The sequence below is a fragment of the Ancylobacter vacuolatus genome (genome assembly GCF_030813595.1).
Taxonomy (GTDB): Bacteria; Pseudomonadota; Alphaproteobacteria; order Rhizobiales; family Xanthobacteraceae; genus Ancylobacter; species Ancylobacter vacuolatus.
This window is the reverse complement of the sequence record NZ_JAUSUH010000008.1, coordinates 52,624-71,053: the sequence shown is the minus strand read 5'-3', so window position 1 is coordinate 71,053 and position 18,430 is coordinate 52,624. Positions and strand designations below refer to the sequence as shown.

The window sequence follows — 18,430 nt, the reverse complement described above, 5'->3', positions numbered from 1 at the left end:
GGCGCCCGGGCGGAGCAGCACCAGCTCGCCCGCGCGGGGGCACCGGCTGTTGCCGCGCACGGCCCGACGCGCTGCCGCGCGCCAGGAAGCCATCGACGCGGCGCAGTCTCCAAGACTAATAGCTGACATAGATCCGGGCTTGAACCGTGATGTCGCCCGGCCGGCTGTAGATCGCATCGGTCAGGGCGACGCCGGCGACCAGGCTGGCGGTCAGGTTCCGGTTGAGCGTGTAGTCCACGCCGAGGCCGATGCCGGCGAGCGAGAAATCCTCATGCGCCACCGGGCCGAGTTCGCTCTCATAGCCGAAGAGATGCCCCCAGCCGACATCGAGAAAAGCGTAGGGCGACACCTCGTCGGTGACGTTCCCCACTCCCAGCGTCGACAGCAGCGGGAAGGCCGGCGCGCGCAGCTCGTTGCGCCAGACGAGGCCGGTATCCACCGTGGCATCGTCCAGCGTGTAGCCCCGCGTCGCATAAAGGCCGCCCAGGCTCAGCTGCTCCGTGCTCGGCAGCGGCTGACCGGCCGCGACGCCGGAAAACTGGCTCACCCAGGACAGGCCCTTGGGCAGTCGCGTCAGCCGCGTGATGTCGGCCCCGCCATAGACATAGTTCAGGTCGGTGACACGCCCGGCGGAATAGGCACTCCAGTCGGCCGCGTTATTGCCGCCCAGTACCCCGCCCGGATTGGCCACCAGCCGCGCCTCGAGGCTGGTCGTGCCCCAGGTGTCGGAGCGCACCACCACCCAGCCCAGCATCATCTGGAACAGGTCGGCCGAGGCGCCGCCAATGTCCGCGCCGTCGAAATAGCTGCCACGTGACACCGTCTTGCCGGACGCGCCCACGATGAGATCACCGGCGAACACACCCGGCAGCAGGTTGGAAATCGCCGTGCGGTAGGTGATCGGCAGTTCAAACGTCATATTGTCGAAAGCGAAGACGGTGCCCACCTCGTTCTGCCGGGTGGCGACATAGTTGGGCGCGATTTCCACGCTCTGGCGCGCCCCGGTGCCGATCACCACGCGGGCGGACTGGCTGTAATAATTCGGCTGCGTGGCGCCCGCGCCCACGGAAGCGGGGTCGGCCCAGAAATCCGCGCTGCCGGTGACCTGATAGGACACGAAGCTTTCCGGCAGCCCCGGCAGCATGGCTCCAAAGCCGGCATAGTAACGGTCGAAGCCGGTCGAATGCGTGCCCGTATTGGACGCGCCGGCGAAGATCTGCCACGGCTTCTGCGGCGTGACCTCCAGCGTCAGCGTGCTCAGCCCGAGATCGTCGCCGGGCGCGAACAGCGCATTGACCGTGCGGTAGGGATGGCGGTTGAGCCAGGTCAGGTCTTCATCCAGCGCGGGCGCCCAGATGCGCTGGCCGGGCGCGGCGCGCAGCCGCGCGGCCAGATCGGCCTCGGTTCCCGGCGTCGCCCCGATCACCCGGATGGCACCGGTGCGGAACTCCACCACCCGCAGCACCAGCACGCCCCCGGTCACTTCCTGCGGCGGCAGCACCACCGAGACGAAAGGATAGCCGGCGGCGCGATAGGCCTTGGCAATGGCCGCCTGGATCTCGCTGATGCGCTTGAGGGTGAGCGACTGCCCCAGGAACGGCGCCAGCGCCTTTTCCAGCGGCAGGCGCTCGATGGCGCCGATACTGCCGACACGGATGCCGGGGGCCGGCCGCGATGGGAGGCCCTCCGTCGGGCCGATCAGCGTGAGCCCGGCCAGCAGGATGCCGAGCGGGCTGTCATCGGCACTTCCGGCAAGATCCTGCGGGCCAAGGACGACGCCCCCCTGGCCGGAGATAATGGGTGGCAGATTGCGTTCGATCGGCGCCACGCGCTGCGCCTGCGCGGGCGACACGCCGAGGCCGGCCAGCAGCGCAAGCGCCGCACCGACCAGCAACCGGGGAGCGAGGGCGGCGGCAGACATGGCGATCCTCACGGCACGTTGAAGGCCAGCCATCGGCCAAAGGAGCGATTGTCGGGATGAGGCAGGCTGGCGCAGATCGCCGGACCGCCTTCGCACGCACTCGCCGAGCCATCCTCGCCGTCATCCGTGCTTTCCTCGGTCTCCATCACCAGGACGAAGGTGTCCATCGTGACCACCCACTGGTCCTGCGGAGTCTGGGGAATGAACACGCTCGGCGGTACGATGATCGTCGGCTGATTGTTGAGAACGGCGAGTTCGCCGGGCACATAGGTCATAGCGTAGTTGGCCGAGAGCGAGAGGCTGCCCTGCAGGATCGGATAGAGGCCGGGCGACGAGCCGGACGTGGCCGTCGTCGCCAGCGCGCCGGTGAAGGCGTCGCCATTCACCAGGCTGCCGCTGGCCAGCGTGTAGGTCAGGTCAGGCACCCGCGCACCCTCCAGCATGGACTGGTTGTCGGCGACGACCGTCACGCCCCGCTGGTCGATCGTCACATCAGCCGCGACATAGGTCAGCGCGTAGTTGGAGGAGGCGTTGAGCGTGCCCTGGGTGATGGCGTAGCTGCCGACATTGGCGGTCGAGGACGCCGTCGTCGCCAGTGCGCCGGCGAGGGTGTCGCCATTGACCAGATCGCCTGACGTCACCTCATAGGTCAGATCAGGCACGGCATTGCCATAGGTCATGGTCTGCGCGTCGGCGGTCACCGTGATCGCCCGCGCCTCGACCGCGAAGTCACCCTGGACATAGGTCAGCGCGTAATTGCCCGACGCCGCCCCGTTCAGCGTGCCGCCTGAAGCCGTGGTGGCATAGCTGCCGACATCCGAGAGCGAGGTCGCGTCGGTGCTGACCGTCACCCCGGTCAGCAGCGTCGCCGACTGGCTGCCCTGGCCGTTCTTCCAGCCCGACGTGGTGTAGCCAAGGCTCGGCACCGCGTCGCCATAGACCATGTCGCCATCATCGGCAGTCACGGTCAGGGTGGCCTGCGCGACCGTCGCCGTGTTGGTGCCGTAATAGAAGACGCGATAGCTCACGCCATCCGTGCTGGTGGCCGACCCGTTCTGCGACGTGAGGGCAACCGCCTGGGTCCCGGCATTGGTGGTCGGATCGATGGCGATCGTGCCGCCCGTGAGGGTCACGCTGTCATCCGCGCTGCCGAAGACATAGCTGTCCGGCCCGCCGGCGCCGCTGGCCGAGGTGACGGTGGCAGTGCTGTCGCCATAGGTCGAGGTGGAGGCCGTGGTGTCCACCCAGACAACCGCGTTCACGGCATAGAGCTGCGGGTAATAGCCGGCGCTGGGCGGGGCCCAGACGGTGGCGAAATCCCAGCCCTGGCCGCCAGCCAGCGTCATGAAGCTGGCGGTGTCCTGGAAGTCGGCCGTGGTGAGGCCGGTGGTGCCGGAGCTGATGCCGAAGCCAACGGCAGACTCCTGCCCGGTCGTCTGGGTATCCCAGAACGAAGCGGTGAAGGTGCCGGTGCCGGGCTCCTGCATCCCGGCAAGACCGCCGACAAATCCGTTCGATGCCGTCACCGCTCCCGTGGCGTAAGCCTGGCTGATGTCACCGGCATTCCAACCGACAACGCCACCGATATACATCACGCCCGAGACGCTGCCGGTGGCATAGACGCTCGTTAGGCTGCCGCCATCATTCCAGCCGACAAGCCCGCCGACACTGTTGGCGCCCCCCTCCACCGCTCCCGAGGCATAGGACAGGGTGATCGAGCCGGTGTTGGTGCCGACCAGCCCGCCCGCCTTGTCGCTCTGCCCGTTCACCTTCCCGGTGGCGTAGGAGGAGGAGATCGACCCCTCATTGCGTCCAACGAGGCCGCCCGCCTCCTGGTCGGTGGCCGTCACGGCCCCCGTGGCATAGGACGCGGTGATCGAGCCGGCGCTCCAGCCCACCAGCCCGCCGACTTGGCCGGCGCCCGCAACACTACCCGTCGCGTGGCTGCCGTCGATCGTGCCGTAGCTGGAGCCCGCCAGCCCGCCCGCCATTGTGGTCCCACCCGAGGCGGCCACCGTGCCGGTCGCGTAGCTGTTGGTGATGATCATCCCGCCGGCTGAGCCGGCAAGGCCGCCCGCCGTCGCCTCGTCCGACGCGGTCGCCACCACGGCGCCGGACGCCGAGGAGCTGGTGATCGTGCCATAGTCAGCCTTGCCCACGAGGCCGCCCGCCGCTGTGGAGGACGAGTTCGCGTTGAGGGTGACATCGCCGCTGGCCGTGCTGCCGGTGATGCTGCCATCCAGCATAAAGCCGACCAGTCCGCCGGCGGAGTCCCAGAAGGCGGTGACATCGCCGCTGGCCGAGCCATTGGTGATGCTGCCGGAATCCATCTGGCCGACCAGACCGCCGATCGGCGAATTGCCTGTCACAGCGCCCGACGCCTGGACATTGGTCAGCGTGCCGCTGTTCTGCCCGACCAGGCCGCCGACCCAATTGTCCGAGGCGAGACCCACATCGCCGCTGGCGGAGGAATTGGAGATGGCGCCGCTGTTGCTGCCGACCAGCCCGCCGGAGGTCCAGCCCGTCACGACACCCGAGGCGCTCGATCCGGAAATCGTGCCGCTATTGGCGCCGGCCAGCCCGCCGGCATAGTTGCTGGCGGCGACGGTGACGCTGGAGGCGACGTTGGTGATCGTGCCCTTGTTGTAGGCGACCAGGCCGCCGGAATAGAGGACCGAGCCGGAAATGCTGCCGCCTGAGAGCGTCAGGTCGCGGAACACCGCGCTGGTCTCGGCATAGCCGAACAGGCCGTTGTAACTGGCGTTGCGCGCAATGGTCAGGCCGGCAATGTCGTGGCCCTGTCCGTCCAGCGTGCCGGTGAAGGCGGTGGAGGCATCGCCCTCGCTGCCGAGCGACAGCCAGCCATACGCGCTCCAGATGCCGGCGGCATCGGTGCCTTCGGTGGCCGAGGCGTCGATATCGGCGGTCAGGACATAGGTCGCGCCAAGATCGGCGCCGATCAGCGCCAGCTGGTGCAGATTATTGACGGCGATGACGCCATCGACCGCGTCCGCCGCTTCCCAGCGGCCAATGGGGCGCATGTCACCGGCCTGGTACCAGTCGGTGGCGAAGTCCCAGCCGGTATAGGCGACGGAGGTGCGCGCCTCATCGGTGGTGAGGCCGGTAATGCCGTCGGAGGAGCCCGCGCCGACGCCATTCTCCTGGCCGGAAGTGCCCTTGTCCCAGAAGGAGAGAGTGGCGGTACCGCTGTTTCGATCGCCAATCAGGCCAGCGGTGTTGTTCGTGCCCGAAACCGCCCCGGAGGCATAGGCTTGCGAGAGGGTGCCGCTGACCATGTTCCCGATGAGGCCGCCGACATAGGTGGTGCCGGTCACGCTTCCGGTCGCATAGGCGTAGCTGACGGCTCCGCCCGATACGTAGCCGACAAGACCGCCGACATATTGGATGCCGGAAACGGCCCCCGTGGCATAGGCCTTCGAAATCGACGACTGAGGCCCGCTTCGGCCCAGCAGACCGCCGACATTGTTTTCGCCGGTCACAGCCGCCGAGGCATAGACATCGGACACGGTTCCGTTCGCCTGCCCGGCCAGCCCGCCGACATAGTTCTGGCCGGTGATGCTGCCGCCGATGAGGCCGACATTGGTGAGGCTGCCGGCGTTGGCGACATAGCCGAACAGGCCGACATAATCGGTCGTCGGCCGGTTGATCGTCAGGCCGGAGATCACATGCCCCTGGCCGTCGAGATCGCCGGAAAAACGGTCACCGAAATTGCCGATCGGCACGAAGCCGCCCGCGCCCCAGATGCCGGCGGCGTCGGTGCCGGCAGAGGCGGTGGCGTCGACATTCGCCCCCAGCACATAGCTGCCGGCCAGATCCGTGCCGATCAGCGCCAGCTGGTGCAGGTTGGAGACGGTGACGACGCCGCCCACCGCGCTCGCCGCTTCCGCGCGCAGGATCGGGCGCATGTCGCCGGTCTGGTACCACACGGCGTCGAAGTCCCAGCCGACATAGGACGCGGCATCGCGCGCCTGCGCGGTTGAGAGGCCGGTGGCGCCGGTGGCGCTGCCCGACCCGACGGCGGCGGACTGGGCGGTGGTGTCCATGTCCCAATAGGACGAGGTGATCGTCGAACTGTTGGAACCGACCAGCCCGCCAACGACGGAGGCGCCGATCACGTGGCCGGTGGCGTAAACCTGATCGAGGCCGGTGCGGTTGTCGCCGACGAAGCCGCCGACAGTGCCGGTGCCGGTGACGGCGCCGAGCGCATAGCTCTGCGAAATCGCCCCGTTGCTCTGGCCGATGAATCCGCCGACATAGGTGGTGCCGGAAACGCTTCCGGAGGCATAGGACGCGCTGATGCCAATGCCCGAACCGCTGATGCCGACGAGGCCGCCGACATAGTCCTTGCCGCTCACGGACCCGGTGGCATGGCTGAGAGACAGGCCGGCCTCGAGATAACCGACCAGGCCTCCGACATAGTCCCCGGTGGTGGTGACCGTGCCGGTGGCATAGGCATTGGAAATCGCCGCCCCGGAGATGCCGACCAGCCCGCCGACATAGTCGCCCGTGCCGGTGACATCGCCGGTGGCATAGACCCGCTGCATCGATCCCTGCGTGCTGGTGTTGCCGATCAGCCCGCCGACCTGGGTGGTGCCGGAGACGTCGCCCGTGGCGTAGCTGTCGGAAACGGGGAAATTGGCATAGCCCACCAGCCCGCCGGAAGAGGCGGCGGTGGCGGTGACGTCGCCGATCGCATGCGAGCCGGTGATGCTCTCGGCGCTCCGGCCCGCCAGCCCGCCGACATAGTCGGTGCCGGACACAGCACCGGTGGCGTAGCTGGCATCGATGGACGCGTTCGCATAGCCCACCAACCCGCCGGAATAGCTGTCGGTGGCGGTAACGCGTCCCCGCGCATAGGAGGCGGTGATCGCCTGATAATTGATGCCCGCCAGCCCGCCGACATAGTCAGTGCCTGTGACGTCACCGGTGGCGTGGCTCGTGTCGATGGTCGCGTTGGCATAGCCGACCAGCCCGCCGGCATAGGAGCTGGTGGCGGTGACAGCGCCGCTGGCATAGGAGGCGGTGATCGCGGCATAGTTGATGCCCGCCAGCCCGCCGACATAGCCGGTGCCGGACACGGCGCCCGTCGCGTAGCTGCTGCCGATGGTGCCGCCCGCATAGCCCACCAGCCCGCCGGCATAGTCGCCGGTGGCGGTGATGGTGCCGGCGGCATGGGACCCGGTGATCGCGGCCGAGCTGCGGCCGGCCAGCCCGCCGGCATAGCCGGCGCTCGACACGTCGCCGGTGGCATAGCTGGCGCCGATCGTGGCGTTGGTATCGCCCACCAGCCCGCCGGCCAGCGTGAAGGCGCCGTCGGCGGAAACGTCGCCGGAGGCGTGGCTGGAGGTGATCGCGATCGCCCCCGCCGAACCGACGAGGCCGCCCGCCGTCGCCTGCTCCGCTGCGGTCGCCACCACGGCGCCGGAGGCCGAGGAGCTGGCGATCGTGCCATTGTCACCCTGGCCGACGAGCCCGCCCACCGCTGTGGAGGACGAGTTCGCGGAGACGGTGACGTCGCCGCTGGCCGTGCTGCCTGTGATGCTGCCCGCCACCATATAGCCGACGAGACCGCCGGCGGAGCTCCAGAAAGCGGTGACGTCGCCACTGGCCGAGGAATTGACAATGCTGCCCGAATTCAGCTGTCCGACCAGCCCGCCGACCGGCGAACTGCCGGTGACAGTGCCCGTCGCCTGGACATTGGTCAGTGTGCCGCCGGCATTTTCGCCGACCAGCCCGCCGACCGTATTGTCGCTCGCCAGCCCGACATTGCCGCTGGCGGAGGAGTCCGAAATGGCACCGGTGTTGGTGCCGACCAGCCCGCCGGAGGTCCAGCCCGTCACAACACCCGAGGCGCTCGACCCGGAAATGCTGCCGCCGGCATTATAGCCCACCAGCCCGCCGGCATAGTTCACGGCGGCGACGGCGACGCCGGAGTCGACGTTGCTGATGGTGCCCATATTGTAGGCGACCAGGCCGCCGGAATAGTTGCCGGAGCCGGACATGCTGCCGCCGGAAAGCGTCAGGTCGCGGATCACGGCGCTGGTGCCGGCATAGCCGAACAGGCCGTTATAACTAGCGCTGCGCGCGATGGTCAGGCCGGCAATGTCGTGGTCGTCGCCGTCGAGCGTGCCGGTGAACGGCGTGGCCGAGCTGCCGAGCGGCACCCAGCCCTGCGTGCTCCAAATGTCCGAGGCGTTCGTTCCAGCCGTGGCGGCGGCGTCGATATCGGCGGTCAGCACATAGTCCGCGCCGAGATCGACGGCGATCAATGCGAGCTGGTGCAGGTTCGAAACGGTGATGACGCCATCCACCGCCTCGGCCGTTTCCGAGCGCAGGATGGGGCGCATGTCGCCGGCCTGGTACCAGACCGTGTCGAAGTCCCAGCCGACATAGGAAGCCGAGCTGCGCGCCTCTGCCGTCGCCAGCCCGGTGATGCCGTCCGCGGAACCCGTGCCGACGCCGGAGGCCTGGCCGCTGGTCCCCTTGTCCCAGTAGGAGGATGTGACGGTTACGGTGCCGTTGCTGCCGATGAACCCGCCAAACGTGGAGAGGTCGGCGCCCGACCCTTCGGCGGACACCGCGCCGGAGGCGTAGGCCTGCGAGATCGTGCCTTGTGCCGCATCGCCGACGAGCCCGCCGACCTTGCTGTTGCTCCCCGTGACAGAACCAAGCGCATAGCTTTGCTCGATGCTGCCCCCGTCCAGCGTTCCCACCAGCCCGCCAATGGCTTCGCCGCCTGAGACGGCTCCGCTGGCGTAGCTTTGCGTGAGGGTGGTGCCACTCACCGCGCCGACCAGCCCGCCCACCCGTTCATTGGCCGAGACCGAGCCGGTGGCGTAGGACTGCGCAATGGAGCCATTCTGGCCTTCGCCGACCAGGCCGCCCGCATAGCCCGCGCCCTCCACCGTGCCCGTGGCGAAGGAACCGGTAACGCTCGCCCCGTCCAGCGTGCCGATTAGGCCGCCCACGGAATAGCCGCCGGTGACATGTCCCGTGGCATGGCTGTTGGCGAGCGTGCCTCCGGCAAGGTAGCCGATCAGCCCGCCTCTCGAATCGCCCGAGGTTACTCCCACGGCCCCGACGGTTCCGCTGGCGGAGGAGTTCGAAATGGTGCCGGCCAAGACAGATCCGACCAGGCCGCCGGCCCACTCACCGGTGATCGTGCCGGACGCGCTCGATCCCGAAATGCTGCCACCGTCAAGCGTGCCGACCAGGCCGCCTATATTGTTCGACCCTGCAACGGACACACCCGAGACGACATTGGTGATGGTGCCCTTGCTGTAGCCGACCAGCCCGCCCGAATTGGTCCCCAGGCCGGAAATGCTGCCGCCGGAAAGCGTCAGGTCGCGCAACACCGCGCTGGTGCCGGCATAGCCGAACAAACCGTTGTAATCGCTGTCGCGCGCGATCGTCAGGCCGGCAATGCCATGGCCGTCGCCGTCAAACGTCCCGGTGAATTCGGCGGTGTCGCTGCCGAGCGGCACCCAGCCCTGCGTGCTCCAGATGCCGGCGGCATTGGTGCCCGTTGTGGCGGCGGCGTCGATATCGCCGGCGAGCACATAGCTGCCGGCGAGATTTGTCCCGATCAGCGCCAGCTGGTGCAGGTTGGTGACGGTGACGACGCCGCCCACGGCCTCCGCCGCTTCCGAGCGCAGGATCGGGCGCATGTCGCCGGCCTGGTACCAGTCATTGGCGAAATCCCAGCCGACATAGGATGACGCGCTGCGCGCCTCGGCCGTCGTCAGCCCGGTCAGCCCGCTGGAACTGCCGGAACCGACACCGCCCAACTGGTTGGAGGTTTGCGTGTCCCAATAGGAGGAGACGAGGGCGGCGCCGCCATTGGTTCCGATAAAACCGCCAGTTGCGCTAAAGCCGGTGACTTTGCCGGTGGCATAGGCTTGGGTGATGGTTCCCGACGCCGCGAGCCCGATCAGCCCGCCCGCACTGCCGCCGGCGTTGACGTCACCCAGCGCGTAGCTCTTGGTGACGTTGCCGGTGGCATAGCCGATCAGGCCGCCCGCATATTCGACGCTGGCCTTGACCTTGCCGGTGGCGTAGGCGTTGGAAACCGCGCCTTCGCTCCGCCCGACCAGCCCGCCAACTTGATTTTGGCCGGTCACATCACCGCTCGCGTAGCTATCGGTGATCGCGGCTGTCGCGTAGCCGACCAGACCGCCGACATAGGTCGCGCCGTTGCTAACCGCGCCGGTCGCGTAGGAAGTCGCGAGTGCGACATCGCTTCGACCGATGAGACCGCCGACATAATTGCCGTTCGGCGCCCTCACGCTCACGGCGGCATGGGAGCCGGTGACGGTTCCCCCGGAAGCCTTGCCGATCAGCCCCCCTACATAGCTTGCGCCCGTCATAGACCCGGACGCAGAGGCCCCGCTCACGCTTCCGCCGTCCATGGAGCCGACCAGCGTGCCGACATTGTCGTGCCCCTTCACGCTGGCGGCGATCAGGCCGACATCGTTCAGGAAGGCATCCCCGCTGATGGACCCGAACAGGCCGACATTGTCCGTGCTCGCCCGGTTGATGACGAGCCCGTCAATGGTGTGACCCGCCCCGTGGAACGACCCGGTGAACGCCGCCGACGCGCTGCCGATCGGCACGAAGCCGCCCGCCCCCCAGATATCCGAGGCATTCGCGCCATAGGTGGCGGCAGCGTCGATATCGGCGAGAAGCACATAGCTGCCATCGAGATTCGCCCCGACCAGCGCCAGCTGGTGCAGGTTGGAGATGGTGATGACGCCATCCACCGCGCTCGCGGCTTCCGAGCGCAGGATCGGGCGCATGTCGGCGGACTGGAACCAGACGGTGTCGAAGTCCCAGCCGACATAGGAGGCGGCATTGCGCGCCTGCGCGGTGGTGAGGCCGAAGGCACCCGTGGCGTCGCCCGCGCCCACGCCGACGTCCCGGCCGGTGGTTTCCATGTCCCAGTAGGACGAGGCAATGCTGCCGCCGCCGTTGTTGATGCCGACAAGCCCGCCGACAGCGCTCGTGCCCGTGACGGCGCCGGTCGCATATGTGGTGTCGATGCTGGCGCCGCGATTGGCCCCGACGAGACCGCCGACATTGCTGGTGCCGGTGACGCTTCCGAGGGCGTAGGAGGTCTGGACCAGACCATAATTGGTGCCGACAAGCCCGCCGGTGTCCGATCCACCCGTGACGGCGCCGGTCGCGTAGGAGTTCTGCACCGCCGCGCCGTTCATGCCGACGAGCCCGCCGACATTGTCGCCCGTGGCCGTCACCGCTCCCGTGGCATAGGTCCCCGAGACGGTACCTCCGGCGATGCCGGCAAGGCCGCCGACGTAATTTTGGCCATTCACGGCTCCCGTCGCATAGGACCGGGTTATGGACGCCTGAGAGTTTCCGGCAATCCCTCCGACATAATCGACGCCGCTCACGGACCCGGTTGCGGAAGAGTCAAAGATGCCGGCGCCAGCATTGAGTCCGGCGAGGCCGCCGACAAAGGAGCCGCTGCCCACCACGGACAGGTTGCTCGACACGTTGGAGACTTGGCCGACCGTTAAGCCTGCCAGCGCGCCCACGCTGCCTTTGCCCGTCACGCTGCCGCCGACGAGGCCGAGATTGCGGATCGCCGAGCCATAGTCGGCAAAGCCGAACAGGCCGACAGAATCCGTGGTCGGCCGGTCGATGACCAGCCCGGTGATGACGTGCCCCAGCCCGTCGAGCGTTCCGGTGAAGGCGGCGTTGTCATTGCCGATCGGCACGAAGCCCTGCGTGCTCCAGATGCCGGCGGCATTGGTGCCCGCTGTGGCGGCGGCGTCGATATCGCCGGCGAGCACATAGCTGCCGGCGAGATTTGTCCCGATCAGCGCCAGCTGGTGCAGGTTGGTGACGGTGACGACGCCATCGACCGCGCTCGCTGCTTCCGCGCGCAGGATCGGGCGCATGTCGCCGGCCTGGTACCAGTCGGTGGCGAAATCCCAACCGATATAGGAGGCGGCATCGCGCGCCTGCGCCGTGGTGAGGCCGGTGACGCCGGTGGCGGTGCCGTCACCCACGCCGACGTCCTGGCCGGTGGTGTCGGTATCCCAATAGGACGACGACACGGTGCCGCCCGCGGCCTGCCCCACCAGCCCGCCCACGCTGGCGGAGCCACTGACCGCGCCGGAGGCATAGGTCTGGGTGATGGATGAGGCGGTCCCGTCCCGATAGCCGACCAGCCCGCCGACCCCGGTCTCGCCGGTCACGCTCCCGAGGGCGTAGGCGCGGGTGATCGATGAGCTGGTGGCAGACACAGCCCCGACCAGCCCGCCCACGAAATTGCCACCCGAGACGTTGCCCGTTGCGTAGGAATCTTCGATCAGGGCGCCGGCAAGCCGGCCCACGAGACCGCCCACGCCATTGGCAACGGCGGACACCGTGCCTGTGGCGTAGGATTGCGTCACCCCATAGCTGCCGCTGCCCGTCACCTGACCGACGAGCCCGCCAACATAGGCATTTCCCGACGCCAGGGTCGACGAGACAGTGCCCGTGGCGTAGGAGCGGTCGATGCCAAGCGTGTTCTGCGCGTAGCCCACCAGACCACCGACACTTGAACCGGTGGCGGCAACGCTCCCGCCGGCATGGCTGTCTTCGATGAGGGCGCGATTCGAATAACCGACCAGACCGCCCACGTTATTAATGCCGGTCACCGACGTGGTTGAATAAGCCGACGAGACACTCCCCCCCGACATGGAGCCTATCAGCGCACCCACCGCGTTGTTTCCGACGATGCTGCCGCCCACCAAGCCGACATTGCTGATCGTGGCACTACTCGTGCTGCCAAAAAGCCCGACATTAAGTGTAGAGGCCTGGTTGATCATCAGGCCGCTGATGACGTGCCCCTGGCCGTCGAAGGTGCCGGAGAAGGCCGACACGCTGGTTCCGATCGGCGCGAAGCCCGCGCCCGCATTCCAATTCGCCGTCGCGCTGGCGTCGATGTCGCGGCCGAGCGCATAGGTGCCGGAAAGGTTCGTGCTGATGTCCTGGAGATTATCGAGCGTGTTCACCAGCATAAAGGCGGTGAGCGGAGAGCCGCCCCCGACATTGACGGCATAGTCCGTCGCCGAATCGTAGCTGGTCGGGTTGTAGTAGATCGTCACGCCGGCAGCGGCGGTGGCGGTCACGCTGCCGCCGAAGGTCACGGTGCCCACCCCGGTGCCGGTATTGTCAGCGCGCAGAATGATGCTGGACCCGGTGCCGCCGACGAGGTCCGCGTTCACCACGATGTCGCCATAGGCGGAGAGCGTCAGTGTCGAGCCGCTGGACCAGGCGACCTCATCCGCCACCGTGATGGTGCCGGCCTGGGTGCCGCCGGTGCCGGTCGTCACGGTCACGTTCGCCGTGGCAAGCGCGGTCGTCAGCGTCGTCACGTTCAGCACGCTGTCATCGCCATTGGCGCTGAAGCCGGACAGGGTGCTGTCGGCGGCGTTGGAAATGGTGAGATTATAGGGGTCGAGCAGCAGCGTGCCGAACCGGCCGCTGGCGCTGGTCAAATCCGCCGTGCCGGTGAAGGCAAGCCGCGCCTTGCCGGACACTTCCGCATCGCCGCCCGCGCCGGTGCCCGCGCCCGTCGCGACTATTGAGCCGGCAAATGATGTCCGGGCATCCGACCACACCACGACATTGCCGCCCGCCCCGGCGGCGCCGGAGGCGTTGATAACAGCGCCGGCTTCCACCGTCACCGTCTGCGCCGTGGCGACGGCCTCGCTCAGATAGTTCTTGGCGGCATCCTTGCTGCCCTGGTAGTCGCCGCCGACCAGCACCAGCCCGCCATTTGTGCCGGAGGCATCGAGCAGGGCGGCGTTGTTGAGGGTGATATCGCGGCCCTCCACCACGATGGAGCCGCCCGCGGCCTTCTTGCCCGCCGCGTCGAGCGTGCCGGCGACCTTCACCGTCTTGCCGGAAACCTTGACCGACCCGCCCGCGCCATTCGACTTGCGGGCCGAAACCTTCTGGCTGACGGAGACCCTGCCGCCGGCGCCGGCGGTGAGGAACACCCGCCCGCCCTTGGTCGCCACGCCCGTGGCCTTGGTCAGGCTGCCCGTATTGCCGGCCAGCGCATAGACATTGCCGCCATTGGCCTTCAGCTCGACCTCGGCCGCCTTGATCACCCCGCGCGTGGTGGCCTCGGTATCCGCCCCGCCGACCTTGACCACGAACTTGCCGTCGGAAAGCGCGCCGTCGCGCACCAGAATCTCATAGCCGGCGACGAGTGCGGCCGTGCCCTCGGGCGCGGTGATGGTGCCGGCATTGTCCACCTTGCGGGCGATCAGCGCCACATCGCCGCCCAGCGCGCCGATGGTGCCGTAATTGGTGACGGACGCGGTGCTGGTGCCGCGGAAGGTCATGGCGCCGCCGGCCATGAACTCGCCATCCGCCACATCATGGGTGGAGGCTATGAAGCTGCCGCCGGTGAGGACGCTGCCGTCCGACCCGATGGTGACGCCGTTGGGATTGACGAGATAGAGGCTGCCCGAGGCCGAGAGCGAGCCGTCGATCTGCGAGGGCGAGAAGCCGGTGACGCGGTTCAGCGTCGCCCCGGTGCCATTCTCGAAGCGCACGGCATTGCCGGCGCCGACGGAGAACGAGCCCCAATTGATGATGGCGTTGCGCGACGTCTGCGTCACCAGCACGCTGGTCGCCGAGGTCGCCGCCACGCTCGCCGCGCCGGCGGCCACGCGGGGCGCTGTGGGCAAGGCACTCTGGGAAAGGGCGGGCAGGCTGGAGGCGAGAAACGCGGCGCTGGCCAGGAACTGTGCGGCGGCGACCCCGCGGGCACGGGGGGACGAAATAAACCGCATGCTCTCTCATAGCCCCGGGGGGAATACCCACCAAGCTACCTACCACGCAACCGCGCCATTCCTCCACCGCCGCCGACGGGATTCAGCCGCGCGCCACCTGTTTATTTTTGGTCAGACCGTCCGGAGTCCGTCAGCCGGTGCCGCCCCTGCCCTGAGGCCCGGGCCCTTCCCTCATCGCCGAGCGTGCCGGGGAGTCCCCGGCCCGCGCCCCACCGTCCAGGCGGATAAGCGGCGTGCTCAGGAGATCAGGCTCGCCCCCTGCCGCTGCGCCACCAGCCCGAAGCGCCGCATCCGGCGATGCACCGTGGTCCGGTCGAGGCCGAGTTCGCGTGCCGCCGCCGACACGTTCCAGCCCTGCGCGGCGAGGGCGGCGATCAGTTCGTCGCGCCCGTTGCTGGGGCCAGCCAGGGCGCAGGGAAGGTCCGATGGGCGGGCACGCGCCATGGCGGGCAGTGCCCCGCCCACCGCACGTTCCGGCGCCAGCCCCTGCAGCCGGTCGGGCAGATCGTCGAGGCCGATCATGCCGCTCTCCGCCACCGCGCAGGCATAGTCGAGGGCGTTGGCGAGTTCGCGGATATTGCCGGGCCAGCCATGCGCCGCCAGCGCCGCCCGCGCCGCCTCCGACAGGCTGAAACGCGCGCCACCGGCATCGCAGCGGCCGGCTATGAGCCGGCTCACAAGCCAGTCGAGATCGCGCCGCTCCCGCAGCGCCGGCAAGGCGAGCACGGCGCCCGAAATGCGGAAATACAGATCCTCGCGGAATCGCCCGGCCTTGATCTCGTCCACCAGGTCGCGATGGGTGGCGGCGATGACGCGGATATTGACCGGCACCGGCTTTGACCGGCCGAGCGGGGTGACCTCGCGCTCGGCCAGCACGCGCAGCAGCCTTGTCTGCAGCGGCAGCGGCATGTCGCCGATCTCGTCGAGGAACAGCGTGCCGCCATCGGCTTCCAGCACCAGCCCCTTCTTGCCGCGGGCGGCGGCGCCGGTGAAGGCGCCGGCCTCGTAGCCGAACAATTCGCCCTCGACCAGCGATTCCGGCAGCGCGGCGCAGTTGACAGGCACGAAGGGCCGGGCGGCCCGGGCGCCGGCGGCGTGGATCGCCTTGGCGAGATATTCCTTGCCGGAGCCGGTCTCGCCGGTGATCAGCAGGCTCATCTGGGTGTTGACCAGCTTGGCCGCGCGCGCCGTCACCTGCCGCATTGCCGGATCGTCGCGGAACAGCGCCGCCAGCGGTGCCGGCAGGGCGGGCGCCGCCGGCTCGGCGATGGCCCGGCCCGGCCGGCTGGGCGGCGCCAGCGTGGCGGCAAACAGCGGCGTGCCGGAGCCGGCGAGCCGGACCAGCCGCTGGGCGGCCGGCAGCGCATGCGAGAAACGCGGCAGATCGTCGACATCAAGCTGGAAGAAATCCCCCAGCCGGCGCCCCACCAATCCCGGCGCCGCCAGCCCCGCCGCTAGCCCCGCCCCCTGCCCCGCCGCCTCGCGCAGCAGCAGCTGCCGGGCGGCATTGTTGAAGCCGAGCAGCCGCCCCGCACCGTCCACCGCCAGCACATAGCTCGGCTCGACATCGACGAATTCGGGCGAGGCGGCGAGCTTGACGATCCATTCGCGCCGGAAGCGGTTCACCAGATTGGCCGTCTCGATCTTGTTGGCGACGCCCTTGACGAATTGCAGGGCGAGAAACTGGCTCTCCTTCGGCTCGGGCGAGCGCAGGGCGGAAATGTCCAGCACGGCCGCCAGCGCGCCGAACGGGTCATAGACCGGGGCGGCGGTGCAGGTCAGCGGAATATGGGTGGCGTCGAAATGGTCGGTCTGGTGCACCACCAGCGCCTCGCCGGTGTGGATGCAGGTGCCCACCGCGCAGGTGCCGGCATGCTGCTCGTTCCAGTCGGCGCCGAGATAGAGGCCGGCGCGCATCAGATTATTGTCGAAGGTCGGGTCGCCGATGAAATCGACGGTGACGCCCTTGGCGTCGGTGAGCAGCAGCACATAGCCGAGGCCCGCCACCTGCCGGTAAAGCGTCTCCACGCCGAAGCGCGCCGTATGGGTGAATTCCTCCATCGCGTCCCGGTGCTCGCGCAGCCGGGTGGCGGTGAGAATGCAGGGCTCGCGCAGCACCTCGGGGTCGAGATGGTGCTCGCTCACGCAGCGCCGCCAGGATTCCTGGATCACCGCGTCGCGTCGGGTCGCCGCTCCGCCGGCGGCACGCACGAGCTCGTCGATATGAGCGGCCTGTTCCCGTCTCATCGGCGTCCTCCCGGAAATGTTCGCGCCGGACGTGCCGGCATCGGGATGTAGCCTCCCGTTTCAGCCGAGTGTCGTCCCCTTGGCGGGCGGGTGCAAGCACCGCCCCGTCGCCCTGCATCACGAAGTGAACCGGGCGCCACACCTGTTGCAGCCACCGCCACAGCTGCGGCGCCGCCGCCGCACCGGGACGCGACCGCGTCTGCCCCCTCCCCCCAGCCAAATCAATGACTTGAGCCCCTCGCCGCACTTGGCCCGCCGCTTGCGGTGAGAAGCGGCACAAACGAGGCCCGCCGGCAAAGGCGCGGCCCATGGGACGAACGCCACGGGAAGGACGCCGGATGACGTCACAGACGCCGCCGAAGGTCGGCATCATCGCCAATCCGATCTCGGCACGCGACATTCGCCGCGTCGTCGCCAGCGCCAACAGCGTGCAGGTGGCGGACCGGGCCAACATCGTGCTGCGGGCGCTGGCCGCGCTGGCCGCCTGCGGCATCGAGGATGTGGTGATGATGCCCGAGCGCGGCGGCATCGCCACCCATGTGCTGCGCGGCATGGAGCGCTCCAATGCGCAGGGCGAGGCGCGCTTTCCCCGCCTGACCCATCTCGCCATGCCGGTGACGGGCACCGCCGACGACACGCGCCGCGCCGCACGGATGATGCGCGAGGCCGGCGACATCGCCGCCATCATCGTGCTCGGCGGCGACGGCACCCACCGCGCCGTGGTCGCCGAATGCGGCAGCGTGCCGATCGCCGGCATCTCCACCGGTACCAACAACGCCTTTCCCGAGCATCGCGAGCCCACCATCACCGGCCTCGCCACCGGGCTGGCCGCCATGGGGCGTGTGCCGGCCGGCCTCGCCTTCGCCGCCAACAAGAAGATCGAGGTCCGCATCGATGGCGGCCCGCCGGAAATCGCCCTCGTCGATGTCGCCCTCGTCACCGACCGCTATGTCGGGGCGCGCGCCCTCTGGCGCACCGAGACCTTCCGCGAGCTCTATGTCGCCTTCGCCGACCCGGAAGTGATCGGCATGGCCGCCATTGCCGGGCTGGTCGAGCCGGTCAGCCGCCGCGAGCCGGGCGGGCTCGCCCTCACCCTCGCCCCGGCGGCCACCGCCGCGATGACGGTCTGCGCGCCTATCGCGCCCGGGCTCGTCACGCCGGTTGGCGTCGAAGGCTGGCGCCGCATGCCGGCGGGAAAGCTGTTCTCGCCCGACATGGCCGCCGGCGCGGTGGCGCTCGATGGCGAACGCGAGCTGTTCTTCGACGGGCATCAGCAGGTGGCGATCACGCTGCAGGACGCCGCCTTCCGCACCGTCGATGTCGCCGCCGTGATGGCATACGCCGCCCGCGAAAAACTGCTGCTGCGCCACGCCACCCCCGCTCTCCACCCCGTCCCGCTGCTGGCGGGCGCCTGAGCCGTGCCCGCCCC

4 protein-coding genes are annotated in these 18,430 nt (G+C 68.9%); 1 reads left to right on the top strand and 3 read right to left on the bottom strand.

Annotated features, from left to right (window positions below):
• Nucleotides 1-115: 115 nt before the first annotated feature.
• The 3 genes from J2S76_RS16535 to J2S76_RS16525 all read right to left on the bottom strand — a co-directional run bounded on the left by J2S76_RS16535 (nucleotide 116) and on the right by J2S76_RS16525 (nucleotide 17,001).
• A complete protein-coding gene (locus J2S76_RS16535; protein ID WP_307062091.1) occupies nucleotides 116-1,921 on the bottom strand; it encodes a ShlB/FhaC/HecB family hemolysin secretion/activation protein in 1,806 nt (601 codons plus the stop codon).
• Between the two features lie 8 nt (nucleotides 1,922-1,929).
• The gene (locus tag J2S76_RS16530; RefSeq protein WP_307062089.1) at nucleotides 1,930-14,754 is read right to left on the bottom strand and encodes a GLUG motif-containing protein; all 12,825 of its coding nucleotides are present in this window, start codon (nucleotides 14,752-14,754) and stop codon (nucleotides 1,930-1,932) included.
• 237 nt (nucleotides 14,755-14,991) lie between these two features.
• Nucleotides 14,992-17,001 carry a sigma-54-dependent Fis family transcriptional regulator gene (locus J2S76_RS16525; RefSeq protein ID WP_307062087.1) on the bottom strand — a complete coding sequence of 670 codons (2,010 nt, stop codon included), beginning with the start codon at nucleotides 16,999-17,001 and terminating at the stop codon, nucleotides 14,992-14,994.
• Nucleotides 17,002-17,339: 338 nt separating this feature from the next.
• Between J2S76_RS16525 and J2S76_RS16520 the strand changes: the two genes are divergently transcribed.
• Nucleotides 17,340-18,416: an ATP-NAD kinase family protein gene (locus tag J2S76_RS16520; protein WP_307062085.1), complete on the top strand. Its 1,077-nt coding sequence runs from the start codon at nucleotides 17,340-17,342 to the stop codon at nucleotides 18,414-18,416.
• The last annotated feature ends 14 nt before the right edge of the window (nucleotides 18,417-18,430 follow it).

What these genes read in the sequence shown, in the direction of transcription:
- J2S76_RS16520 (WP_307062085.1), top strand. Translation starts at nt 17,340, where the DNA reads ATGACGTCACAGACGCCGCCGAAGGTCGGCATCATCGCCAATCCGATC.
- J2S76_RS16525 (WP_307062087.1), bottom strand. Translation starts at nt 17,001, where the DNA reads ATGAGACGGGAACAGGCCGCTCATATCGACGAGCTCGTGCGTGCCGCC.
- J2S76_RS16535 (WP_307062091.1), bottom strand. Translation starts at nt 1,921, where the DNA reads ATGTCTGCCGCCGCCCTCGCTCCCCGGTTGCTGGTCGGTGCGGCGCTT.
- J2S76_RS16530 (WP_307062089.1), bottom strand. Translation starts at nt 14,754, where the DNA reads ATGCGGTTTATTTCGTCCCCCCGTGCCCGCGGGGTCGCCGCCGCACAG.